The sequence below is a fragment of the Streptomyces sp. NPDC014861 genome, from assembly GCF_043081625.1.
In the GTDB taxonomy this organism is placed as follows: Bacteria; Actinomycetota; Actinomycetes; order Streptomycetales; family Streptomycetaceae; genus Streptomyces.
The window spans coordinates 302,818-326,199 of sequence record NZ_JBIBWV010000008.1; the positions used below are offsets into that span (position 1 = coordinate 302,818).

The window sequence follows — 23,382 nt, forward strand, 5'->3', positions numbered from 1 at the left end:
GGAGGCGCCGTGGACGAGTACGCGGGACGAGTGCTCGCTGAGCGCTACCGCCTGCCGCTGCCGCCCGCCGGCGCCGACGCCCTCGCGGACTTCGCGGAGACCCGCGCCTTCGACACGTACAGCGGCCAGGAGGTGCGGGTCCGTCAGGTCCCGCTGCCCGAGATCGTGGACGCCGAGGTCCTCGGCGAAGGGCCCGCGCCCACGGGGCCGTACGGCGGCGGGGGCGCCACCCGCAGACCGGCCGAGCCGGTCGCGCGCCGGGCGATCGAGGCGGCGCAGGCCGCCGCACAGATCCCCGACCACCCCTTACTCGACCAGGTCTTCGACGTCTTCGCGGAAGCCGGCTCGCTGTGGATAGTCAGCGAACACATCGCCGCCCGCCCCCTCTCCGCCCTCCTCGCCGAGGGCCCGCTCAACCCCTTCCGGGCCGCGGAGATCGCCGCGGACGTCCTCACCGCCCTGCGCGCCCTCCACGCCCACGGCTGGGTCCATCGCAACATCACCGCCCGCACGGTCCTGATCTGCGACGACGGGCGTGTCCTCCTCACCGGCCTCGCCGCCGGCGCCGCCGAGGAGGCCCTCTGCGGCTACGCCCCCGTCCCCGACCCCGAGGACCCCGCCTTCCTCGCACCGTCGCCGGACGACCACGAACCGTACGGGGAGCGGGGGGCGCAGGGGGAGTACGAGGAGTACGGGGACCAGGAGGCGACCGAGGCGTACGAGGAGCGGGAGGAGTACGCGGAGGAGTCGTACGAGGCGGAGGAGACGTACGAGGCGTACGAGACCCACGAGACCCACGAGACGTACGAGACCCAGGAGGAGACGTACGAGGGGACGTACGAGACCCACGAGGGGACGTACACGGGGACGTACGGGACCGAGGTCTACGAGACCGGTGAGTACGCGGCCCCCGAGGGCGTCGCCGCGCTCCCCGCCGGCCTCGAACCCGCCGCGCCCGAGCCGCCGCCTGACCCGGAACCCGTCCCGTACGGTGCCGACCCCTACGGCCGGGCGACGCCGGCGCCCGCGCCCCGCCCCGCGAGCCCGGCCCCGGCGACGCCGCCCAGCACCGATGCGCGAGCGGCCAGGGCGGGCGCCATCGCCGCCTACCGCGCGGCCACCCGCGCCGCCGCCGCGCGCCTCGGCGACACGGCCGCGCTCCCGGCCCCGCGCCCCTCCTCCGAAACCGAAACCGAAGCCGCGTCCGAAACCGCGCCCGAAGCCGCGCGGGAAACCGCGCCCGAGCCGGGCTCCGCAGCCGTCCCCTCTCCAGCCCCCTCCCTCGCCCCCGCCCCGGAAGCCGCTCCCGGCCCCGAGCACGGGACGCCCGTCCTCCCGGAGACCACCCGGCCCGGCCCCGCCCCGCAGTGGTGGACGAGGGCGGCGGACGACGAGGACGACGACGAGGACGACGAGGAGCCGGGGGGCGAGGACCGGCGCCCGCCCCGCCTGATGCTCAAGGGCACCTGGAGCGACGGCCCGCACGCCTCCCGGGACGGCTCGCCGCACGTCCCGGCCGGTGGCGGCTCCGTGCTGCCCGGCTCGGGTCGGCCCGCGCTGCCCGCCGGGTACGCGCCCGCCGCGCCCGGGACCGCCCGTCCGGCTCGGCCGTCCACCGGGACGACCGTCCCGGAGCAGCAGGGCCCGGCGGGGGAGCGGTACCGCGGCCCGGCGACCCGGCTCGCCGCCGAACGGGCCAGGCAGACCCGGATCGCGGTCGTCGGCGCCGTCACCGAGCGCTGGGCGCCCGAACAGGCCGGGCCCGTGCACGAGAACTGGCGGCTCGCCCCGCCCATCGGCCCCGCCACCGACCTGTGGGCGCTCGGCGCCCTGCTCTACCGGGCGGTCCAGGGCCACGCCCCGTACCCCGAGGACAGCGCGGCCGAGCTGGTCCAGCTGGTCTGCGCGGAGCCGCCCGCCTTCGCCGAGGAGTGCGGACCGCTGCGCCCGGTGGTGGAGTCGCTGCTGCGCCAGGACCCCACCGAGCGGCCGGACTTCGAGGAGCTGCGCGGCTGGCTGCGGTCGCTCGTCCGGTCCGCGCCGGAGCCGGAGGCGGACCTCCCGCCCGCCCCTTCCCGGTTCGACGCGCGGCGGCTGCCGATCCTGCGCCGCCGGGGAGAGCTGGTGCGCCGCCGCCGCGCCGCCGCGGGCTCCGGCCGCCACCGGCACCGGCGCGGCAAGGAGCCCCGCCGCGACCAGGCGCCGCCGCCCGCCCCCGTACCCGAGGAACAGCCCCCGCCGCGGCGCTTCGAGGCGTACGAGGCCGGCCCCGCCCGGCGGCACGAACCGGAGCCGCCCCACGGGCCGTACGAACCCGATCGGTCGTACGAGCCGGAGCGACCGTACGAACCGGAGCGGCCTCACGAGCCGGAGCGACCGTACGAGCCGGAGCGGTCGTACGAACCCGAGCGACCCTACGAACAAGAGCGGCCGTACGCGCCCGAGCAGGGGTACGCGCCCGAGCAGGGCTACGCGTACGACCACGAGGACGCCGAGCCCGACCCCGGGCCGCGGCGCGCCCCGGGGCGTCCGCGCCCGCGTTCGCTGGGACGCAAGCTGCTGATGCTGGTCCTCCTGCTGCTCGGCGGCACCCTCGCGTACGCCGCGTTCGCCCTGCCCCGGGGCGGCGAGGCGCCCGCGGGCGCCCGCCCTTCCGCGACCACGCCCCCGTCCGCCTCCGTGCCGACCACGACCGCACCGCCCGCCACCCCGACCCCCGCCCCGACGGCACCGTCGAGCCGCCCCGCGCCCACCACCGCCCCGCCCACCGCACCGCCGGCCACCGGCCCCGCCCTCGCCGCCGGTTACGTGCTGCGCGAGGACCCGGAAGGCTTCCGGATCGGCGTGCCGCGCGACTGGCGGCGCGGCTCGATCAACGACGCGGGGCAAGTCCGCTACACCGGCGGCGACTTCACCATGATCGTCGTGCCGGGCCGGGACAGCGTCCAGGACCACGGGTCGGATCCGCTGGAGTACCAGAACTCCAAGGAGCGCGAGCTGGAGCCCTACCGGCAGTCCAGCTGGTCGCAGTTGGTGAAGGCCCGACGGGTCGACATCGGCCGCACGCCCACCGCCGAGGGGCACTACACCTGGCTGGACAGCACGGGCCGGGAGGTCTTCGTCCGCAATCTCGCCCTGATCGACGGCGGCCGCTACTACGTGGTCCAGGTGATCGGCCCGGAGAGCGAGCGGGACAAGGTCTCGGAGGTCTACGACGAGGCGGTGAAGGGCTTCCGAGCGGGCCGCTGAAGCCGCTCGCGCCCCCCTCGTACGCCTGTCGGCGCCCTTCGCGCCCCCCGCAGGGGTCGTTCGCGGTCACAGTGGTGTTCCTTTGGGGCCCCCGCGGTTCCGTCCGCCGTCCCCTTCTCCGTAATCTGGCATCGGAAGCAACGGGGCGGGGGCACGTGGAACACTCTCAGGGCACAGGAGCGGGGCTGCTGCTCGCCGGGCGGTACCGGCTCGGCGAGTCCATCGGGCGCGGCGGCATGGGCAAGGTCTGGCGCGCGCACGACGAGGTGCTGCACCGCGTGGTGGCGGTGAAGGAGCTGACGGCGGGTCGGTTCGTCGCGGAGGCGGACCGGCTGGTGCTGCACGCCCGCACCCAGAAGGAGGCGCGGGCCGCCGCCCGGATCTCCCACCCCGGTGTGGTGACCGTCCACGACGTCCTCGAACACGACGACCGGCCCTGGATCGTCATGCAGTACGTCGACGGCCCCTCGCTCGCGGACGCCGTCAAGGAGGCCGGGACGATCGAGCCCCGCGAGGCGGCCCGGGTCGGTCTGCACGTCGTCGGCGCGCTGCGCGCCGCGCACGCGGCCGGCGTGCTGCACCGGGACGTGAAGCCCGGCAACGTCCTCCTCGCCCGCGACGGGCGGGTCCTCATCACCGACTTCGGCATCGCGGCGATCGAGGGCGACTCCACCATCACCCGGACCGGCGAACTCGTCGGCTCGATCGACTATCTGGCGCCCGAGCGGGTACGGGGCGGCGACCCGGGCCCCGCCTCCGACCTCTGGTCGCTCGGCGCCACCCTGTACACGGCGGTCGAGGGCTCCTCGCCGTTCCGCCGCACCTCCCCGATCAGCACCATGCAGGCCGTCGTCGGCGAGGAGCCGCCGTACCCGGAGAACGCGGGACCGCTCGCCTCCGTCATCGTGGCGCTGCTCCGCAAGGACCCGGCCCAGCGGCCGCGCCCGGACGAGGCCGAGCGGATGCTGCTCGACGCCATGGAGGGCCGCAGCCCGGAGACCGCTCAGGCGTACGTGCCGACGCAGCGGATGGATCTGGACACGGTGAGGACGTCCTCCGGGCCGGGCGCCCCCGAGGAGGTACCGACGCCGGTGTCGCCGCAGACCCCCCGTACGGTCGAGTGGCCCACCCCGGCACAGTCCTCCGCCACCCAGCGGCCCGCCCGGGCCACGCCCACCGCACCCACGGCGGTGCCCGTGCCCGCCGCCCCGGCCCCGGGGAAGGGGCGCGGGCGCTCTGCCGTCCTCACCGCGGTGCTCGCCGCCGTCCTCGCGGGCGGCGCCGTCTTCGCGGTGATGCAGTACGGCGGCGGGGGCGGCACGCCCGGCCCCGGCCCGACCACCAGCGCGACCGCCGGTCCCGCGCCCACCGGCGGCACGGAGGTGGCGGCGGGCGGCGTGCCGGACGGCTGGCACCGGGTCGAGGACCCGGCGGGCTTCAGCCTGGTCGTCCCGGACGGCTGGAAGCGCCAGACGGACGGCTCCACCAACATCGACTACACCCCGGACGGCGGCCGTCACCGCCTGCGGATCAGCATCGACCGCAGCCCGGACTTCGAGAACCCGTACATGCACCTCCTGGACCTGGAGAAGACGCTCCAGAAGCGGATGGACTACCGGCGGGTGTGGCTGAACCAGAACACCTACCGCGACCAGGTCAAGTCCGCGAGCTGGGAGTTCACCTGGACCGAGAAGCAGAACTTCCCCGGCCCCCGGCACGCGATCGACCAGATGTACTTCGACGAGAACGGCACCGAGTACGCGATCTACATGACCTCACCGGAGTCGAGCTGGGACACGACCCGGCAGCAGTTCGACATCGTCCTCCAGCACTGGCGCCCGCCCGCCTCCTGACGCCGGTGGCGAGCGCGCTGCGGCGCGGCGCGAGGCGGGACACCGGCCGCCGCGCCGGTCACGGCACCGGCCGCGGCGCTCGCCGCGACACCGGCCGTGGTGCCGGTCGTGGTACCGCCCGTGGTGCCGGTGGTGGAGTCCGCCGTGGCGTCCGACGCGGGCCGGAAAATCTTGCCGGTGACCCCCTGTCGGCCGTAAGCCCCTGATCAGGGCTTATATGCCAGTGATCACTGGCGTGATGTGAGCGGGGGGTGAAAACGCGTTACCGACGGGTACCCAAAGACCGGAACGGCGCTTACGCTCGGGCGCATGACGGACTCGCAGGCCACCGCCGCCCTCACGGTTCCCGCCGACGCCGCGCCGGCGGCCCGCCCCGCCGCCCCGGCCGGCGCGACCAACCCGGTCGCGCCCGTTCCGGTGGGCGCCCGGACCGCCGCCGACGTCGTGACGCCCGAGCTGGTCGCCCGGCTCACCCGGGGCGTCGTCGGCTCCGGCCGCACCGCCAACCACACCCCCTTCACCGGGGAGAAGCTGGCGGACCTGCCCGAGGCCGGCCCCGAGGACGTCGCCGAGGCGTTCGAGCGCGCCCGCGCCGCCCAGGTCGCCTGGGCCGCCACCCCCGTCCGGGCCCGCGCCGCCGTCCTGCTCCGCTTCCACGACCTCGTCCTCGCCCGCCAGTCCGAGGTCCTCGACCTCATCCAGCTGGAGACCGGCAAGGCCCGGCTGCACGCCCACGAGGAGGTCCTGGCGGTCGCCCTCGTCGCCCGCCACTACGGCCGCAAGGCCTCCTCGTACCTGCGCCCCAAGCGTCACACCGGGGTCGTCCCGACCCTCACCAAGGTCACCGAGCTGCGCCAGCCGCGCGGGGTCGTCGGCCACATCTCCCCCTGGAACTACCCCCTCGAACTCTCCGCGGGCGACGCCCTGCCCGCCTTCGTGACCGGCAACGCCGTCGTCATGAAGCCCGACACGGAGACGGCGCTCACCGCGCTCTGGGCCCGTGACCTGCTCATCGAGGCCGGTCTGCCCGCCGAGGTCTTCCAGGTCGTGCTCGGCGAGGGCCCGGTCGTCGGCCCCGAGGTCGTCCGCCACGCCGACTACGTCTCCTTCACCGGCTCCACCCGCACCGGCCGGGAGATCGCCCAGGGCGCCGCCGCCCGCCTCGTCGGCGTCACCCTCGAACTCGGCGGCAAGAACGCCATGCTGGTGCTGGAGGACGCCGACATCGAGAAGGCCGCCGCCGGCGCCGCCCGCGCCTGCTTCTCCTCCGCCGGCCAGCTCTGCATCTCCATCGAGCGCCTGTACGTCCACGAGTCGATCGCCGACGCCTTCGTCGAGCGCTTCGCCGCCCGCACCAAGGCCATGCGGCTCGGCAACTCCCTCGCGTACGGCTCCGACATGGGCTCCCTCGTCGGCGAGCGCCAGCTGGAGACCGTCGTCCGGCACGTCGACGAGGCCGTCGCCAAGGGCGCCCGGCTCGTCACCGGCGGCGTCGCCCGCCCCGACATCGGCCCGCTCTTCTACGAGCCGACCATCCTCGAAGGCGTCGAGGCCCCGATGTCCGTGTGCGCCGAGGAGACCTTCGGCCCGGTCGTCTCGATCTACCGCTTCACCGACGAGGACGAGGTCGTCGACCGCGCCAACGCCACCCCGTACGGCCTCAACTCCTCCGTCTGGACCAAGGACGCGCGCCGGGGCCACGCCGTCGCCGCCCGGCTGCGCACCGGCACGGTCAACATCAACGAGGGGTACTCGCCCGCGTACGGCAGCGTCCGCGCCCCGATGGGCGGCATGAAGGACTCGGGTCTCGGCCGCCGCCACGGCTCCGAGGGCATCCTCAAGTACACCGAGGCCCAGACCGTCGCCCAGCAGCGCCTGATGCCGCTCGCGCCCTCCTTCGGGATGGACGACGAGACGTACGCGAAGGTGATGACCCTCTCCCTGAGGGCGCTCAAGGCCCTGCGCCTGAGCTGACGCGCGGCCCGCGCGCCCCGCCCGTTCCCGTCCTTCCCTTACGAGGTTCTGCGAGGAGAGCCATGACCGCGGTCCCCCCTGCCCGAAATCAGGACGACGAAGGCTCGTACGACTACGACGTCCTCGTGGTCGGCTCCGGCTTCGGCGGTTCGGTCACCGCCCTCCGGCTCACCGAGAAGGGGTACCGGGTCGGCGTCCTGGAGGCGGGCCGCCGCTTCACCCGGGAGACCCTGCCGAAGAACTCCTGGGACCTGAGGAACTTCCTGTGGGCCCCCACCCTCGGGCTCTACGGGATCCAGCGCATCCACCTCCTCGGCAACGTGATGGTGCTGGCCGGCGCGGGTGTCGGCGGCGGCTCCCTCAACTACGCGAACACGCTCTACGAGCCGCTCGCGCCGTTCTTCGACGACCCGCAGTGGAAGGACATCACCGACTGGCGGGCCGAGCTCGCCCCGTACTACGACCAGGCGAAGCGGATGCTGGGCGTCCGGCTGAACCCGACGATGACCCCCTCCGACGTGCATCTGAAGGCCGCCGCCCAGGCCATGGGCATCGGCGACACCTTCCACATGGCGCCGGTCGGCGTCTTCTTCGGTGACGGCCGGGACGCCGACGGCAAGGCGACGGGGAAGCCGGGCGCGGAGGTCTCCGACCCGTTCTTCGGCGGGGTGGGCCCCTCGCGCAAGGCGTGCACCGAGTGCGGCGAGTGCATGACCGGCTGCCGCCACGGCGCCAAGAACACGCTCAACGAGAACTACCTGTATCTCGCGGAGAAGGCCGGCGCCGTCGTCCACCCGATGACCTCCGTCGTCGCCGTCACCGAGGACTCGCGCGGCGGCTACGCCGTGAAGACCCTCCCCACCGACGACCGCAGGAAGGGCCGGGGCCGCACCTTCACCGCCCCCCGGGTGGTCGTCGCCGCCGGCACCTACGGCACCCAGACCCTGCTCCACCGGATGAAGGACACCGGGCTGCTGCCCCGGATCTCCGACCGGCTCGGCGAGCTGACCCGGACCAACTCCGAGGGCCTGGTCGGCGCCCAGACCACCGACCGCCGCTACCGCGGCAGGCACGGCGCGAAGCGGGCCGACTTCACCCGCGGCGTCGCCATCACCTCGTCCGTCCACCCCGACGAGCACACCCACATCGAGCCGGTCCGGTACGGCAAGGGGTCCAACTCGATGGGCGGGCTGACCGTCCTCCAGGTCCCCTACGGCGCCCACCGGGTCCGCGGATGGCTCCTCAACATGGCCCGCCACCCCGTGCTCGCGCTCCGCGCGCTCTCCAACCGGCGCTGGTCCGAGAAGACCATCATCGGCCTCGTCATGCAGTCCCTCGACAACTCGCTGACGACCTACCGCAAGCCCGGCGGCGTCGGGAAGGGCCTGCTCACCGCCAAGCAGGGCCACGGAGCGCCGAACCCGACCCAGATCGAGGCGGCGACCCGGGCGGCCTCCCTGCTCGCCGAGGAGATCAACGGCTTCGCCGGCTCCAACGTGGGTGAGCTGATGGGCACCCCGCTCACCGCGCACTTCCTCGGCGGCTGCCCGATCGGCGCCGACGCGGGGTCCGGCGTCATCGACCCGTACCACCGGCTCTACGGCCACCCCGGCATCTCGGTCGTGGACGGCGCCGCGGTCTCCGCCAACCTCGGGGTGAACCCGTCGCTGACGATCACCGCCCAGGCCGAGCGGGCCATGTCCTTCTGGCCGAACAAGGGCGAGGAGGACCCGCGGCCCCGCCAGGGCGAGGTGTACGCGCGCGTGGCGGCGGTCGAGCCGAAGTCCCCCGCGGTCCCGGCCGAGGCGTTCGGCGCCCTGCGGCTGCCCTTCCTCGGCATCCCGGCCGTCCCGCCGAAGAACGTGTCCTGACGCCTGCCGGTAACGGCTGTCCGTGTCGCCGAGCGCCCGTGTCTCCGGGCGTCACTCACGTCCGTCCGTGGACACGGAAAGGGCGCTGCACCCCCCTCCGAGTGCAGCGCCCTTCCGGCTTTTCGGTGTTGCTGCATAGATGACCACCGGCCCCCGTCTTTGGTTGTAGGCGTTGCACGGGATCTTTGTGTGACGCGCGTCACATAGGGTGGAGGGGTATGACGAAGGGCCCGTGCCGCGATTCCGGTCGCGGCACGGGCCCTGGGTCGGCACCGGTGTCAGGGCAGCGGCGGTGCCGACCGGAGCGGCGCCGGGGGGTCGCGCCGCGTCGGGGGGAGAAGTCGGGGAGAGGGGGAGGGACACGGGAGGGGACGGGGACGGGGGAGGGGTGCGGGCCGCGGAGGCCGCGACCGGTGAGCCGGTTGCGGTCGGTCCCGAGCGTCCCCGGGACCGACCGCCCTTTCTGGGTGACCGGGCTGCTGTCCCCTGCCGTCCGGTCACGCGCGCTGGAGCGAGGTCCCACGACGTGCCAGAAGCACGTCACACGCCCCAGCGAAGCCACGCGTGGTTTCTACGGGCCCGCCCCTGGCTGGCACGGACACCCCGCTCAACGAAGCCCGGCGGGCGCCGGTCACGCGCCGTACGGGTGAGACCGGCACCGAACTCGGGTGCGGGAACCCACTCCGACGCGTCCCGCTCGGGCCGGGCGTCCCGGCGCGGCCCTCCGGAACGGCCCCTCGGAGGCGGCTGGTGCACCCGTCGGCGGTGGGCTTCGGATCGGCCGGGGCGCCCTCGCCGGCGGCGGGCGGCGTCAGATCCGGCCGCGGCACAGCTCCAGCATCGTCATCGCCAGCGCCGTACCCGGCTTGCCCAGCGCGTCCCGGTAGTGGGCGAGCACGTCCATCTCGCGCGCCAGGTTCACCCGCCGGCCGCCGGAGGAGATCCGGGCTTCCTGGATCACCGCCGAGATCGCCACCCGCTCCTGGATGAGGCCGATGATCCGGTCGTCCAGCGCGTCGATCCGCTCGCGGGCGTCGCCGATCAGCGAGGCCGCCTCGTCCGTGCGGGCGCCGGTCTCCTCGGTGAGGGTCTTCGTGGTCATGCGGGGCTCCTGGTGGTGTGGAGGCCCCGGATCGGCACGGCCCGGGAAACGCCAGACGCCCCGGGCCTTGTCGGCCCGGGGCGCCTGGGAAGTCGCTTGTCAGTTGCTCAAGCAGCACGACCATGGCAGCCGGTGGGCCGGTTGCCATAGGTAAACAGGAAGGTCGAGTGCTTGCGCATGGCGCCCAGTATGGACCCCGCGCTCCGCCCCGGGGCAAGCCGGGCCCGGATGGTGAGACGAAGGCCACCCGGGTTCGGATGGTGAGACGAAAAGCGTCACGCGCTCGCCGGTAGAATCGACAAACAGCACCCCTCCTTCGGGAACCTCCTACCGCCGGAAGGCCGCCGTAGTGTCATCAGCGTCCCCCGCTGCCGCGCCCGACGTCACCAACCCGGACGTAGTCCTCGTTGTCGACTTCGGCGCCCAGTACGCCCAGCTCATCGCCCGTCGCGTCCGCGAGGCGCGGGTCTACAGCGAGATCGTCCCGTCCACCATGCCGGTGGCCGAGATGCTGGCCAAGAACCCGAAGGCGATCATCCTCTCCGGCGGCCCGTCCTCCGTGTACGCCGAAGGCGCCCCGCGCCTCGACCGCGCCCTCTTCGAGGCCGGCGTCCCCGTCTTCGGCATGTGCTACGGCTTCCAGCTGATGGCGACGACCCTCGGCGGCACCGTCGACAACACGGGCGCCCGCGAGTACGGCCGGACCCCGCTGCACGTCTCCAGGGCCGGCTCCACCCTCTTCGAGGGCACCCCGGTCGAACAGTCCGTCTGGATGTCGCACGGCGACGCCTGCTCCGCCGCCCCCGAGGGCTTCAGCGTCACCGCCTCCACCGACGTGGTCCCGGTCGCCGCCTTCGAGAACGACGAGAAGAAGCTCTACGGCGTTCAGTACCACCCCGAGGTGCTGCACTCCACGCACGGCCAGCAGATCCTGGAGCACTTCCTCTACCGCGGCGCCGGCATCCAGCCCACCTGGACCACCGGCAACGTGATCGAGGAGCAGGTCGCGGCCATCCGCGCCCAGGTCGGCGACAAGCGCGCCATCTGCGGCCTCTCCGGCGGCGTCGACTCCGCCGTGGCCGCCGCCCTCGTCCAGCGCGCCATCGGCTCCCAGCTCACCTGCGTCTACGTCGACCACGGCCTGATGCGCAAGGGCGAGACCGAGCAGGTCGAGAAGGACTTCGTCGCCGCCACCGGCGCCCGCCTGGTCGTCGTCGACGCGCAGGAGCGTTTCCTCACCGCCCTCGCCGGCGTCTCCGACCCGGAGACCAAGCGCAAGATCATCGGCCGTGAGTTCATCCGCGTCTTCGAGCAGGCGCAGCTGGAGATCCTCCAGGAGGAGGGCCCCGAGGTCGCCTTCCTCGTGCAGGGCACCCTCTACCCGGACATCGTCGAGTCCGGCGGCGGCACCGGCACGGCCAACATCAAGTCCCACCACAACGTGGGCGGCCTCCCCGACGACATCGAGTTCGAGCTCGTCGAGCCGCTGCGCCAGCTCTTCAAGGACGAGGTCCGCATGGTCGGCCAGGAGCTCGGCCTGCCGGAGGAGATCGTCCAGCGCCAGCCCTTCCCCGGCCCCGGCCTCGGCATCCGCATCGTCGGCGAGGTCACCAAGGAGCGCCTGGATCTGCTCCGCGACGCCGACGCGATCGCCCGCGAGGAGCTGACCGCCGCCGGCCTCGACCGCGAGATCTGGCAGTGCCCGGTCGTGCTGCTCGCCGATGTCCGCTCCGTCGGCGTCCAGGGCGACGGCCGCACCTACGGCCACCCGATCGTCCTGCGCCCGGTCTCCTCCGAGGACGCCATGACGGCCGACTGGTCGCGCCTGCCGTACGACGTGCTCGCCAAGATCTCGACCCGCATCACTAACGAGGTCGCCGACGTCAACCGCGTCGTCCTCGACGTCACCAGCAAGCCCCCGGGCACCATCGAGTGGGAGTGACCCCCGACGGGCGTCACCCCCGACGGGTGTCACCCCGACAGGGGTGACCCCTGAGTGGGAGCGCCCCCTGAGTAGGAGCGCCCCCTGAGTAGGAGCGCCCCCTGAGCGGGAGCGACCCTCGACGGGGGTGACTCCCGGGGGAGTGCCCGTCGAGGGAGAGTGGCCCCGAGCGGGGTGACCCCCGAGGGCAGTGACCCTCCCGTACGCCGCCGAAGCCGCCGTCCCCCGTCCAGGGGTGCGGCGGCTTCGGCGTGATCCCGTCCGGACTCTGGTGACTTGACCGGCCGGGCGTTACCTTCCGGCGCATGACCGAGATACCGGCCCCCGTCCCCCTCGACCGGCTCCACTTCGCCATGCCGCCCGTCCACGCGACGGCCGAGGAGGAACGCGCCCACCGCAAGCAGCGGCTCGCCGGCGCGCTCCGGCTCTTCGGGCGGCTCGGGTACGAGGAGGGCGTCTCCGGCCACATCACCGTCCGCGATCCGGAGTACGACGACTGCTACTGGGTGAACCCCTTCGGCGCCCCCTTCGGCGACCTCACCGCGAGCGACCTCGTCCTCGCCAACGGGGACGGCCAGGTCGTCTTCGGCGGCCAGCACGTCAACCAGGCCGCCTTCACCGTCCACGCCCAGATCCACCGCGCCCGCCCCGACGCCGTCGCCGTCGCCCACACCCACTCCACCCACGGGCGGGCGCTCGCCGCCCTCGGTGAACTCCTCGACCCGCTCACCCAGGAAGCCTGCGCCTTCTACCAGGATCACGCCCTCTACGACGCCTACACCGGCGTCACCGTCGACGCCGAGGAGGCCCGCCGCGTCGCGGTCGCCCTCGGTCCCTTCAAGGGCATCGTCCTGCGCAACCACGGCCTGCTCACCGTCGGCTCCTCCGTCGACGCGGCCGCCTGGTGGTTCATCGCCATGGACCGCAGCGCCCGCATCCAGCTCGCCGCCCGCGCCGCCGGCAAGCCCGTCCTCATCGATCACAAGGACGCCGTCGCCACCCGCGAGCAGCTCGGCAGCGACCTCGTCGCCTGGATCAACTACCAGCCCCTCTGGCGCAGGATCAGCCGAGCGGAGCCCGAACTCCTGTCGTAACACCATCGCTTCACCCTTCTGTACGTCAATGCGATGGCGCGGCAATCACTCTCCGGCGGGGCGCACGCGGCCCTCGCGAGCACCCTCGGTGCGGAACAATTCCGAGGAATCAGCGGCAGGTTGAGCTCGGAACCTCGGACTCGGAAAGTGACAGCACCGTGGCGATCCAAGAGGCGAGACAGTACGGCGGGCGCCACGGCGCCGGCGAGCATCCGACGGCCTGCGCCGGCTGCGCCCACTGCGGCGAGACCGGCCACCGCCGGGCCGTCGCCGCCTTCCTCGCCCGCCGCGAGGAACTCGCCGCCGGCCACGGCGTCCCCGCCGCCGTCGCCCACTCGCCGGTCGCCGCCCGCCAGTGGGTCTCCGACGAACTCGCCCAGTCCGCCCGCGCGGTCAGCGCCCACGGCCGGGAGGCCGGACTCGCGTGGCTCGCCCGCGTCCGCACCGGCAGTCTCGCCGCCGTCTGGGCCGCCGTCCTCGCCCTCCTGCTGGGCCAGGCCCTCACCGCCCTCGGCACCGGCTGGACCCCCGCCCGCACCGCCGGCCTCTGCACCGCCCTCCTCCTCGCCGTGCCGCTCACCGCCGCCGCCCACGCCCACCGCGCCCGAGGCGGCCTCCTCGCCGCCCTCACCGGCGAGGACAACCGGCTCTCCACCACCCGCGCCGTGGCCGCCGCCTGGCTCCTCTTCCTCTGCTACGTTCTCCTCTTCCTCACCTTCCGCTCGCTCACGGCCACCGCCTTCGGTCTCTCCGGCGCCGCCGGCCTCGTCACCGTCCTCGCCCTCGTCTCGGCCGTCGCCGTCACCGCCCGGCTCGTCGTCTCCACCCGGATCGCCGCCCTCCGGCTCCAGAAGGTCCGCGCCGACCGGCCCCGCGCCGCCGACCTCCTCTGCGACGACAACGGCCGCGCCGATCTCGCCGACGTCCAGTACGTCCTCGTCTCCGGCGCCGTCCTCGCCTTCGCCGCCGTCCGGCTCACCGCGGACCCCGCGCGCCTCCCCTCGCTGCCCTGGTCCCTCGCCCTCCTCGTCGCCGTCTCCGCCGCCTGGCACCTCGCCGCGAAGTGCACCGAGGGCGGCCGGCCCGCCGTCCACGCCGTGGTCCGCGCCCGGGAGGCCGGCGACCTCGACGCCCCCATCCGCACCGGCGACGACATCGAGATCCGCGGCATCGGCTTCGTCCCGCCCGGCGCCGCCGCCCCCGACCCCCTCACCCGGCTCGTGGTCCGCATCGGCCCCGTCCACGCCCACGTGCCCCTGGTCCCGGTCCCCGGCGGCTTCGCCAACCCCACCGACACCGTGCTGACCGTCCCCCTCCCCGCCGACGTCGAGCCCGGCCGGGTCGAGGTCTCCGTCGTCACCGCCGCCGGATTCGAGACCAACCGCGTCACGATCGACGTCGCCGACTGAACACCCGAATCCCCTCCTCCTGTGTCCGTTCACAGAACAAGCGGAGACAATCGATCCGCGAACAGTCGTACGGGGTGTGGAGAGGTGAGGGATCATGAGCGAGTATCCGGGCCGCACCGGCGGAACCGCCCCGCGCGGCCGCCTGGATGGGTGGAGGGCCACCGCCTCCCGCTACGCCCTCCTGCCCCTCCGGATCTTCCTCGGCGTCACCTTCGTCTACGCCGGCCTCGACAAACTCACCGATCCGGCCTTCCTCGCCGACACCGGGTCCGGCTCCATCGGCGAGACCATGCGGGGCGTCCGCGACTCCTCCGCCGTCCCCTGGCTCGTCGACCTCGCCCTCAACAACCCCACCGCCTTCGGCTACGCCATCGCCCTGGGTGAACTCGCCGTCGGCCTCGGCACCCTCCTCGGACTCTTCGCCCGGGTGGCCGCCCTCGGAGGAGCCCTCCTCTCGCTCAGTCTCTGGCTCACCGTGAGCTGGCAGGTGAGCCCCTACTACCTGGGCAACGACCTCGCCTATCTCATGGCCTGGCTGCCACTGCTGCTCGCCGGGGCGCCGGTGCTCTCCGCCGACCGGCTCCTCGCCGAACGCCGCCGGATGCCGTAGGCGACCCAGGTCACCAGACCGGCCACCCCCAGCCCTCCGCACATCACCGGGATCGCCAGCCACCACCCCACCGACCACCAGCCGGCGAGGTCCCCGCCGTAGGCGGCGGCCAGGCCGAGAGCGGCCACACCGACGACCAGCCGGCCCGGACGGAACTCATGAAGCAGCACGGGTGACCTCCACCTGTCCGAGACCGACCTCCAGCGAGAGGTCCAGGGTCCCCGCCGGATCCGTGCCGGCGGGCGGGTTCAGCGTCCGCGTCTCGTCGCGGTCCGGGGCGATGTCGATGTCGTCGGGCGCCTGCCCGGGCAGCTGGAGATCGCCGAGCCCCACCTGCGCGTGCACCTTCACGACCACGTCCTGCGGCACGACCACCTCCAGCTTTCCCGCGCCCACGTCGACCGCCGTCGTCACCGTCGTCCCCTCCGGCACCGACAGCTTGGACAGATCCAGCGTCCCGACCCCCGCACCCAGGTCGTACCGCGCCTCCACGGCGGCCACCGTCGCCGGCGTCCACGTCTCGCGCGACCAGTCCGTGGTGATCCGGTCCGGCAGGGCGATCGCGCCGACCAGCAGCGCCGTCGTCACCACCGTCTGGAAGATCGTGCCGAACCCGGTGCGGCCCAGGAAGCTGCTGACGACGAGCCCCAGACCGAACACGGCCAGCGCGGCCGCCAGCCCCGTCGCCAGACTGGTGCCCAGCGGCTGCGAATCCCACGTCAGGGCCGTACCCGTGACCGCCGCGGCCAGCGCGAGCAGATGGACGAGTCCGGCGATCGAGTACGGGCTGCGCCGCACCGACGGCTCCGGGCGGGCCGGATCGGCCGGCGCGCCCCACTGCCTCCCGGGCTTCGGCACCTCGCCGCCGACCCGGCCCTCCGCGTCGACGAGCCCGTGCGGCCCCCACATGTAGCCGAAGGCCACCTTGCCGGTCGAACCGTCCTTCACGATGGGATCGCGCCACCACGAACTCATCTGGTTCTCCAGGGGTGTCAGCGGCGGCGCCTTCGCCTCCGGTGGCACCGGGACCCGCACGTGCGGCGCCTTCGGCTTCACCTCGGGATCGCCCTCGGCCTCCCCCTCGCCGAGGTGCCGCCGCTGCGACCAGTACGCGGCACCGGCCGTCACCAGCGACAGCAGCACCGCGAAGCCCACCAGCGAGCCCGTGCGCAGCATCGAGAGGAAGATCCCACAGCCCACCAGCGCCATGAGTATCGCCGCGAGCGCCGCACCCGACACCCGGCCGATCAACAGCCGCCGCGCCTCGCTCTCCTCCTCGCCCGCGAGCGGGATCAGCAGCCAGGCGAATCCGTAGAAGATCAGCCCGATCCCGCCCGTCACGGCCAGCACCGACAGCACGATCCGGAAGATCACCGGGTCCATGTCGAAGTGCCGGCCGAGACCGCCGCAGACCCCCCCGACCACCCGACTCGTGCGCGAGCGGCGCAGGTGGGCTGCGGGGGCGTCCTCGGCCGCCGGCGGGGTCTGGTGCTCCGCGGGCCGCGGAGGCGTCGAACTCTTCATGCGTCCATGGTGACCGCCCGTGGCCCTCGCACGGCACCGGGACCGACCCTGGCGCGACCCTGATATTCGACGGCCCGACGACCCCGACGCGAACCCGGGGTCGAAGTCAGGGCGGACCCTGATGTCCCGGGAGGGCCGGACGTGTGACGATCGGTGCATGTCCGCAACCGCTCGCGTCACCGACCTCGACGAACCGCCCGTGCGCAGGCTCTACCGGAGCGCCGACGGGCGGTGGCTCGGCGGTGTCGCCCGCGGTCTCGCCGGACACCTCGGTCTGCCCGTCGCCTGGGTGCGCGCGGTCTTCGCGGTGCTCGTCCTCACCGAGGGCCTCGGACTGCTGCTCTACGCGGTCTTCTGGATCGTCGTCCCGCTCGGCGTCGGCGGCCGGGCCGAGCCCCGCCCCGTCTTCGAGACCACCGAGGACGGCAGACGCCGCCTCCGCAAGCCGGACCGAGGACAGATCCTCGCCCTCATCGCCCTCGCGATCGGCGCCGCGATCTTCATCGCGAACCTGCGGATCGACGGCGAGACCGGCCGATACGTGTGGCCGACGCTGCTCATCGGCGTCGGCGTCGTCCTGGTCTGGCGCCAGGCCGACAACGCCCGCGCCGAGACCTGGAAGGGCCGGCCGGTCAAGCACGGGCGCGGCTTCCACCTGCTGCGCGGGCTCGTCGGGGTGGCCCTGGTCGGCACCGGCCTCGCCGTCTTCGTCGTCGTGCGCGGCTCGGTCGCCCAGATCGGCACCGCGCTGACCGCCTCCGTCGCCGTCCTCACCGGCATAGCGCTGCTCGCCGGTCCGTGGCTGATACGGATGTCGCAGGACCTCACCGCCGAGCGGACCCTGCGGATCCGTGCCCAGGAGCGGGCCGAGGTCGCCGCCCACGTCCACGACTCCGTGCTCCACACCCTCACCCTGATCCAGCGCAACGCCGACGACGCCGGCGAGGTCCGCCGGCTCGCCCGCGCCCAGGAGCGCGAGCTGCGGAACTGGCTGTACAAGCCGGAGGGCACCGGCAAGGACGAGGAGCCGGAGACCCTCGCCGAGGCCGTGAAGCGGGCAGCCGCCGAGGTCGAGGACAAGCACGGCGTGCCGCTGGAGGTCGTCGTCGTCGGCGACTGCCCCCTCGACGAGAAGCTGACCGCGCAGATGCAGGCCGCGCGCGAGGCGATGGTTAACGCCGCGAAGTACGGTGGCGAGGGCGGGGCCGTGCAGGTGTACGCCGAGGTGGAGGGGCGCACGGTGTTCGTCTCGGTGCGCGACCGGGGCCCCGGATTCGACCTGGACGAGGTCCCCGAGGACAGAATGGGCGTACGAGAATCGATCATCGGCCGGATGCAGCGCAACGGCGGTACGGCCCGACTCCGGGCCGTACCTGGCGGGGGCACCGAAGTCGAGCTGGAGATGGAGAGGGCGGACGGATGAGCGACGAGACCGGGGCGACGACCGGGGCCGGCGGGGCGACGGAGCCGGGCACGGGCGGCACGGCGGACGGACCCGGGCGCCGGGTGCGGGTCGTCCTCGTCGACGACCACCGCATGTTCCGCACGGGGGTGCAGGCCGAGATCGGCCGGACCGAGATCACCGGGGTCGAGGTCGTCGGCGAGGCCGCCGACGTCGACCAGGCCGTCACCGTGATCACCGCGACCAGGCCGGAGGTCGTGCTGCTCGACGTCCACCTGCCGGGCGGCGGCGGGGTCGAGGTGCTGCGCCGCTGCGCCGGGCTGATGGCCGCGGCCGAGGACCCGGTGCGCTTCCTCGCGCTCTCCGTCTCCGACGCGGCGGAGGACGTGATCGGGGTGATCCGGGGCGGTGCCCGCGGCTATGTCACCAAGACGATCACCGGTGACGACCTGGTGGACTCGATCTTCCGGGTCCAGGAGGGCGACGCCGTGTTCTCCCCGCGGCTGGCCGGCTTCGTCCTGGACGCCTTCGCCTCCACCGACGCGCCGCCGGTCGACGAGGACCTGGACCGGCTGACCCAGCGGGAGCGCGAGGTGCTCCGGCTGATCGCCCGCGGGTACGCGTACAAGGAGGTCGCCAAGCAGCTCTACATCTCGGTGAAGACCGTCGAGTCGCACGTCTCCGCGGTGCTCCGCAAGCTCCAGCTCTCCAACCGGCACGAGCTGACCCGCTGGGCCACCGCCCGCCGTCTGGTCTGAGCCGCCACGGGTGAGACCCCGGCACCGGCCCTGACCCGATCCCGGCCCTGGGCCCGTCCCCGGTCCCGACCCCGGGGCCGATCCCGGCCTCAGGGCCGACCCCGCTCCCGACCCCGGGAACTGGGGGCTGGGGGCTGGATCGGCACATGCTCAGGCGACGCGGGTGGCGCCCGCGAAGGGCATTTCGTCGATGGGGGCAATCCGGATCGGAGCGCCCGGCCGGGGTGCGTGGATCATCTGGCCGCCGCCGATGTAGAGGCCCACGTGGCTGATCCCGGAGTAGAAGAAGACGAGGTCGCCCGGGGCCAGCTCGGAGCGGGAGACCCGGCGCCCGGCGTTGATCTGGGTGTACGTGGTGCGCGGCAGGGAGACGCCGGCGGCGCGCCAGGCGGCCTGGGTGAGCCCGGAGCAGTCGTACCCGGCGGGGCCGGTGGCGCCCCAGATGTACGGCTTGCCGATCTGGGCGCGGGCGAAGGAGAGGGCCGCCGAGGCGTGGCTGGTGGCGGCGGTCACCGGGAGCCGGTCGCCGGAGGCGCGGTCCGCGCGGGCGGCCGGGGCGGTGGTGCCGGTGCCGGGGGTGCCCGGGGTGCCGGGGCGGGCCGTGGCGTACGTCGGGGCGGACGGGCCCGAGCGGGCGGCGACGGCCGCCTCGTAGCGGGCGCGCTCCTCGGCGGTGAGCCGGGCGAGGAGTTCGCGGGCGGCGGTGAGCCTGCCGAGGACGGTGGCCTTCTGGCGACGCAGTTCGGTCTCGTGGCCGCGCAGCGCCGTGAGCCGGCCGGCGGACTCCGCGCGCAGCTGGGCGAGGGCGGCGAGCTCCCGGCGTACCGCGGTGACCGTGGCGGCCTGCCGGTCGCCGGCCTTCTCGGCGAGGGCGGCCCGCCGGAGGTACTGGTCGGGGTCCGAGGTGAGGGCGAGCTGAACGGCGGGGTCGAGCCCGCCGGAGCGGTACTGGGCGGTGGCGACGGCTCCGAGGCTCCGGCGGGCGGTGTTGAGCCGCTCGGTGCGGCGGGCGGCCTCGTCGCGGAGTGCGTCGAAGGAGGTGCGGGCCGCGGTGGCCTGCTCCTTCGCGCCGTTGTAGCGCTCGGTGGCCGCCTCCGCCTCCTGGTACAGCCGGTCGATCTCGGCCCTGACCTGGGCGGGGGTGCGGTCGGGGCGGGCCGGGTCGGCGTGCCCCGACCCCTCGAAGAGGGTGGCGCCTGCGGCCGAGGCCAGGGCGAGCGTGGCGGCCGTGCGGGCCGCGGGGCGGCCGAACGGGGACGGCCTGGGTTTTCGGTGAGCTGCCACGAGGGCGGGTCACATCCTCTGCCTGTGGGGGACGGTGCCGGCCGGGGCCGGCGGCGGACCGCACAGGGGAGACGGGCCGCCGCCGGGGTTCTCCGGCGGGGGCGGCCGGCACCGCCGGGCGACCGGCGGGGTGGGGAGCCGACCACCTGGGGCAGGACGCTAGCCCCGGGGGTCACGCCCCGGCGGCGGGATGACCGCTATTGGCGCCGGATGACGCCCAGGGACCGTTCGGTGTCGCCCGGAGGGGCGGTCGGGGATGGATTCCGTGGAGCGCGCGACCGAAGCGGGGGAGTGGGTGGACCCGGTCGGAAAGCGGTGCTAAGGCCCCGGTTAGGCTCCGCCCCATGGACGTCCTCATCAATGTCTTCGTCGCGCTCCACATCATCGGCATCGCCTCCCTCCTGGGCGGATTCCTCACCCAGATGAAGGCGATAGGCGCCGGCACGGCCCGCTTCAACCCGGCCATGCTGCACGGCGCGCTGACCATGCTGGTCACCGGCGTCGCGCTCGTCGGCCTGAACCAGGCCGACGACCAGACGGTCAACAACGTCAAGATCGGCATCAAGCTGGCGATCCTCGTGGTGATCCTCGGGATCGTCTACGTCAAGCGCGACGACGAGACGGCCGACAAGTCCCTCTTCGGCGCCGTCGGCGGCCTGACCATGGCGAACATCTTCATCGCCACCCTCTGGGTCTGAGCCCCGGGGCCCTTTGGAGCCAGGCCCCGGACGCCCCGGGACCCGTCCCCCGGCCTCCCGGTGTGCGTGCTCACACCGGGAGGACGCAGAAGTCGGGCCCGGTTGTCGGCGCGGCGTCCTAGACTCGTGAGGCGATGAGCAGCCTCTTTGACGACAGCTTCCTGGCCGGCCTCCAGTCCCACTCCCCGGAGGACGCCCCGCCCCCTCCCGAGGACGACGCGCACGGCGCCCCGGCCGCGGAGGAGGTCCCGCACGACCTGTTCGGGGAGCACTTCGACGCGCCCCCGCCCCGCGACCCGTACTACCGCGACGGCGCCCACCGCCCCGCCGTGGACCCGGCCGCCCTGCTGGACGGGCTGAACGAGCAGCAGCGCGCCGCCGTCGTCCACACCGACACCCCGCTGCTCATCGTGGCGGGCGCCGGCTCCGGCAAGACCCGGGTCCTCACCCACCGCATCGCCCACCTCCTGGGCACCCGGCACGTGCACCCGGGCCAGATACTGGCGATCACCTTCACCAACAAGGCCGCCGGCGAGATGAAGGAGCGCGTCGAGCAGCTGGTCGGCCCGCGCGCGAACGCGATGTGGGTCATGACCTTCCACAGCGCGTGCGTCCGCATCCTGCGCCGCGAGTCGAAGAGGCTCGGCTTCACCTCCTCCTTCTCGATCTACGACGCCGCCGACTCCAAGCGCCTGATGGCGCTGGTCTGCCGCGACCTGGACCTCGACCCGAAGAAGTTCCCGCCGAAGTCCTTCAGCGCCAAGATCTCCAACCTGAAGAACGAGCTGATCGACGAGGAGTCCTTCGCCGACCAGGCCGCCGACGGCTTCGAGAAGACGCTCGCCGAGGCGTACCGGATGTACCAGGCGCGCCTGCGCGAGGCGAACGCGCTGGACTTCGACGACATCATCATGACGACGGTCCACCTGCTCCAGGCGTTCCCGGACGTCGCCGAGCACTACCGCCGCCGCTTCCGGCACGTCCTCGTCGACGAGTACCAGGACACCAACCACGCCCAGTACACCCTCGTCCGCGAGCTGGTCGGCACCGGCTACGAGGACCTCGGCCCGGCCGAGCTGTGCGTCGTCGGCGACGCCGACCAGTCGATCTACGCCTTCCGCGGCGCGACCATCCGCAACATCCTCCAGTTCGAGGAGGACTACCCGGACGCCACCACGATCCTGCTGGAGCAGAACTACCGCTCCACCCAGACGATCCTCTCCGCGGCCAACGCCGTCATCGAGCGCAACGAGTCGCGGCGCCCCAAGAACCTGTGGACCAACGCCGGCGCGGGATCGCAGATCACCGGCTACGTCGCGGACACCGAGCACGACGAGGCGCAGTTCGTCGCCGACGAGATCGACCGGCTGACGGACGCGGGCGACGCGAAGGCGGGCGACGTCGCCGTCTTCTACCGGACCAACGCCCAGTCCCGTGTCTTCGAGGAGATCTTCATCCGCGTCGGCCTGCCCTACAAGGTCGTCGGCGGCGTGCGCTTCTACGAGCGCAAGGAGGTCCGGGACGTCCTCGCCTACCTGCGCGTCCTCGCCAACCCCGAGGACAACGTGCCGCTGCGCCGCATCCTCAACGTGCCCAAGCGCGGCATCGGCGAGCGCGCCGAGGCGATGATCGACGCCCTCTCGCTGCGCGAGAAGATCACCTTCCCGCAGGCCCTCAAGCGGGTCGACGAGGCGTACGGCATGGCCGCCCGCTCGGCCAACGCGGTCAAGCGGTTCAACACCCTCATGGACGAGCTGCGCACCATCGCCGAGTCCGGCGCGGGCCCCGCCGTCGTCCTGGAGGCCGTCCTGGAGCGCACCGGCTACCTCGCCGAGCTCCAGGCCTCGACCGATCCGCAGGACGAGACCCGGATCGAGAACCTTCAGGAACTCGCCGCCGTGGCGCTGGAGTTCGAGCAGGAGCGCGGCGAGGAGGAGGGCGCGGGGACGCTCGCCGAGTTCCTGGAGAAGGTGGCGCTGGTCGCCGACTCCGACCAGATCCCGGACGAGGACGAGGAGGGCGCCGGCGTCATCACGCTGATGACCCTGCACACCGCGAAGGGCCTGGAGTTCCCGGTGGTCTTCCTCACCGGCATGGAGGACGGCGTCTTCCCGCACATGCGCGCCCTCGGCCAGACGAAGGAACTGGAGGAGGAGCGGCGCCTGGCGTACGTGGGCATCACCCGCGCCCGCGAGCGGCTCTACCTGACGCGCTCGTCGATGCGCAGCGCCTGGGGCCAGCCCTCGTACAACCCGGCCTCCCGCTTCCTGGAGGAGATCCCGCCCGCGTACCTGGAGTGGAAGCGGACGGGTCCGGTGGCGAAGCCGGCCGGTCCGACCTCCGGGATCACCTCCTCGCTGACGTCCTCGCTCTCCTCGTCGCGCGCCCGCTCCGGCCCGTCCGGTTTCGCGACGCGCCGCGCGGGCGGGGCGGAGAAGCCGGTGGTCTCGCTGGCGATCGGCGACCGGGTCACCCACGACCAGTTCGGTCTGGGCACGGTCCTGGCGGTGACGGGCGGCGGTTCGGACGCCCAGGCGACGATCGACTTCGGCGACGAGAAGCCGAAGCGGCTGCTGCTGCGGTACGCGCCGGTCGAGAAGCTGTAGGCGCGC

15 protein-coding genes are annotated in these 23,382 nt (G+C 73.7%); 12 read left to right on the forward strand and 3 right to left on the reverse strand.

Annotated elements, in window-relative coordinates:
- The first annotated feature begins 9 nt into the window (after positions 1 to 9).
- The 4 genes from ACF1BN_RS19700 to ACF1BN_RS19715 all read left to right on the forward strand — a co-directional run bounded on the left by ACF1BN_RS19700 (position 10) and on the right by ACF1BN_RS19715 (position 8,947).
- Positions 10 to 3,249: a protein kinase gene (locus ACF1BN_RS19700; protein ID WP_392332833.1), complete on the forward strand. Its 3,240-nt coding sequence runs from the start codon at positions 10 to 12 to the stop codon at positions 3,247 to 3,249.
- Positions 3,250 to 3,404: 155 nt separating this feature from the next.
- Positions 3,405 to 5,102, forward strand: a complete 1,698-nt coding sequence (locus tag ACF1BN_RS19705) for a serine/threonine-protein kinase (RefSeq protein WP_392332834.1) — start codon at positions 3,405 to 3,407, stop codon at positions 5,100 to 5,102.
- Between the two features lie 309 nt (positions 5,103 to 5,411).
- Entirely contained in the window at positions 5,412 to 7,076 is a 1,665-nt protein-coding gene (locus ACF1BN_RS19710; RefSeq protein ID WP_392332835.1) for a succinic semialdehyde dehydrogenase, read from the forward strand.
- A 62-nt stretch (positions 7,077 to 7,138) separates the two neighbouring features.
- Entirely contained in the window at positions 7,139 to 8,947 is a 1,809-nt protein-coding gene (locus ACF1BN_RS19715; RefSeq protein WP_392332836.1) for a GMC oxidoreductase, read from the forward strand.
- Between the two features lie 811 nt (positions 8,948 to 9,758).
- On the opposite strand, the gene ACF1BN_RS19720 is transcribed toward ACF1BN_RS19715, so the two are convergent.
- Positions 9,759 to 10,049, reverse strand: coding sequence for a chorismate mutase (locus ACF1BN_RS19720; protein WP_392332837.1), 291 nt, complete (start codon positions 10,047 to 10,049; stop codon positions 9,759 to 9,761).
- A 349-nt stretch (positions 10,050 to 10,398) separates the two neighbouring features.
- Between ACF1BN_RS19720 and guaA the strand changes: the two genes are divergently transcribed.
- The 4 genes from guaA (at position 10,399) to ACF1BN_RS19740 (ending at position 15,104) form a co-directional block, all read left to right on the forward strand.
- Positions 10,399 to 11,991, forward strand: a complete 1,593-nt coding sequence (guaA, locus tag ACF1BN_RS19725; RefSeq protein ID WP_392332838.1) for a glutamine-hydrolyzing GMP synthase — start codon at positions 10,399 to 10,401, stop codon at positions 11,989 to 11,991.
- Positions 11,992 to 12,296: 305 nt separating this feature from the next.
- Positions 12,297 to 13,085: a class II aldolase/adducin family protein gene (locus ACF1BN_RS19730; RefSeq protein ID WP_392332839.1), complete on the forward strand. Its 789-nt coding sequence runs from the start codon at positions 12,297 to 12,299 to the stop codon at positions 13,083 to 13,085.
- Between the two features lie 158 nt (positions 13,086 to 13,243).
- Positions 13,244 to 14,494, forward strand: coding sequence for a hypothetical protein (locus ACF1BN_RS19735; RefSeq protein WP_392332840.1), 1,251 nt, complete (start codon positions 13,244 to 13,246; stop codon positions 14,492 to 14,494).
- 94 nt (positions 14,495 to 14,588) lie between these two features.
- The gene (locus ACF1BN_RS19740) at positions 14,589 to 15,104 is read left to right on the forward strand and encodes a DoxX family protein (protein WP_392332841.1); all 516 of its coding nucleotides are present in this window, start codon (positions 14,589 to 14,591) and stop codon (positions 15,102 to 15,104) included.
- Between the two features lie 156 nt (positions 15,105 to 15,260).
- Here ACF1BN_RS19740 and ACF1BN_RS19745 read toward each other — a convergent pair whose 3' ends face one another.
- A complete protein-coding gene (locus ACF1BN_RS19745) occupies positions 15,261 to 16,628 on the reverse strand; it encodes a PspC domain-containing protein (RefSeq protein ID WP_392332842.1) in 1,368 nt (455 codons plus the stop codon).
- 157 nt (positions 16,629 to 16,785) lie between these two features.
- On the opposite strand from ACF1BN_RS19745, the gene ACF1BN_RS19750 reads away from it, so the two are divergent.
- Positions 16,786 to 18,051, forward strand: a complete 1,266-nt coding sequence (locus ACF1BN_RS19750; RefSeq protein WP_392332843.1) for a PspC domain-containing protein — start codon at positions 16,786 to 16,788, stop codon at positions 18,049 to 18,051.
- Positions 18,048 to 18,788, forward strand: coding sequence for a LuxR C-terminal-related transcriptional regulator (locus tag ACF1BN_RS19755; RefSeq protein WP_392332844.1), 741 nt, complete (start codon positions 18,048 to 18,050; stop codon positions 18,786 to 18,788). Before ACF1BN_RS19750 ends, ACF1BN_RS19755 begins: the two co-directional genes overlap by 4 nt.
- Before the next feature lie 150 nt (positions 18,789 to 18,938).
- On the opposite strand, the gene ACF1BN_RS19760 is transcribed toward ACF1BN_RS19755, so the two are convergent.
- Positions 18,939 to 20,072: an NlpC/P60 family protein gene (locus tag ACF1BN_RS19760; protein WP_392332845.1), complete on the reverse strand. Its 1,134-nt coding sequence runs from the start codon at positions 20,070 to 20,072 to the stop codon at positions 18,939 to 18,941.
- 344 nt (positions 20,073 to 20,416) lie between these two features.
- On the opposite strand from ACF1BN_RS19760, the gene ACF1BN_RS19765 reads away from it, so the two are divergent.
- Both ACF1BN_RS19765 and pcrA read left to right on the forward strand, forming a co-directional pair.
- Positions 20,417 to 20,770, forward strand: coding sequence for a hypothetical protein (locus ACF1BN_RS19765; RefSeq protein WP_392332846.1), 354 nt, complete (start codon positions 20,417 to 20,419; stop codon positions 20,768 to 20,770).
- Positions 20,771 to 20,904: 134 nt separating this feature from the next.
- Entirely contained in the window at positions 20,905 to 23,376 is a 2,472-nt protein-coding gene (gene pcrA, locus ACF1BN_RS19770; protein WP_392332847.1) for a DNA helicase PcrA, read from the forward strand.
- The last annotated feature ends 6 nt before the right edge of the window (positions 23,377 to 23,382 follow it).

Coding starts and splice junctions, on each gene's coding strand:
- ACF1BN_RS19710 (WP_392332835.1), top strand. CDS start 5,412: ATGACGGACTCGCAGGCCACCGCCGCCCTCACGGTTCCCGCCGACGCC.
- ACF1BN_RS19715 (WP_392332836.1), top strand. CDS start 7,139: ATGACCGCGGTCCCCCCTGCCCGAAATCAGGACGACGAAGGCTCGTAC.
- ACF1BN_RS19720 (WP_392332837.1), bottom strand. CDS start 10,049: ATGACCACGAAGACCCTCACCGAGGAGACCGGCGCCCGCACGGACGAG.
- ACF1BN_RS19730 (WP_392332839.1), top strand. CDS start 12,297: ATGACCGAGATACCGGCCCCCGTCCCCCTCGACCGGCTCCACTTCGCC.
- ACF1BN_RS19740 (WP_392332841.1), top strand. CDS start 14,589: ATGAGCGAGTATCCGGGCCGCACCGGCGGAACCGCCCCGCGCGGCCGC.
- ACF1BN_RS19745 (WP_392332842.1), bottom strand. CDS start 16,628: ATGAAGAGTTCGACGCCTCCGCGGCCCGCGGAGCACCAGACCCCGCCG.
- ACF1BN_RS19750 (WP_392332843.1), top strand. CDS start 16,786: ATGTCCGCAACCGCTCGCGTCACCGACCTCGACGAACCGCCCGTGCGC.
- ACF1BN_RS19755 (WP_392332844.1), top strand. CDS start 18,048: ATGAGCGACGAGACCGGGGCGACGACCGGGGCCGGCGGGGCGACGGAG.
- ACF1BN_RS19765 (WP_392332846.1), top strand. CDS start 20,417: ATGGACGTCCTCATCAATGTCTTCGTCGCGCTCCACATCATCGGCATC.
- pcrA (WP_392332847.1), top strand. CDS start 20,905: ATGAGCAGCCTCTTTGACGACAGCTTCCTGGCCGGCCTCCAGTCCCAC.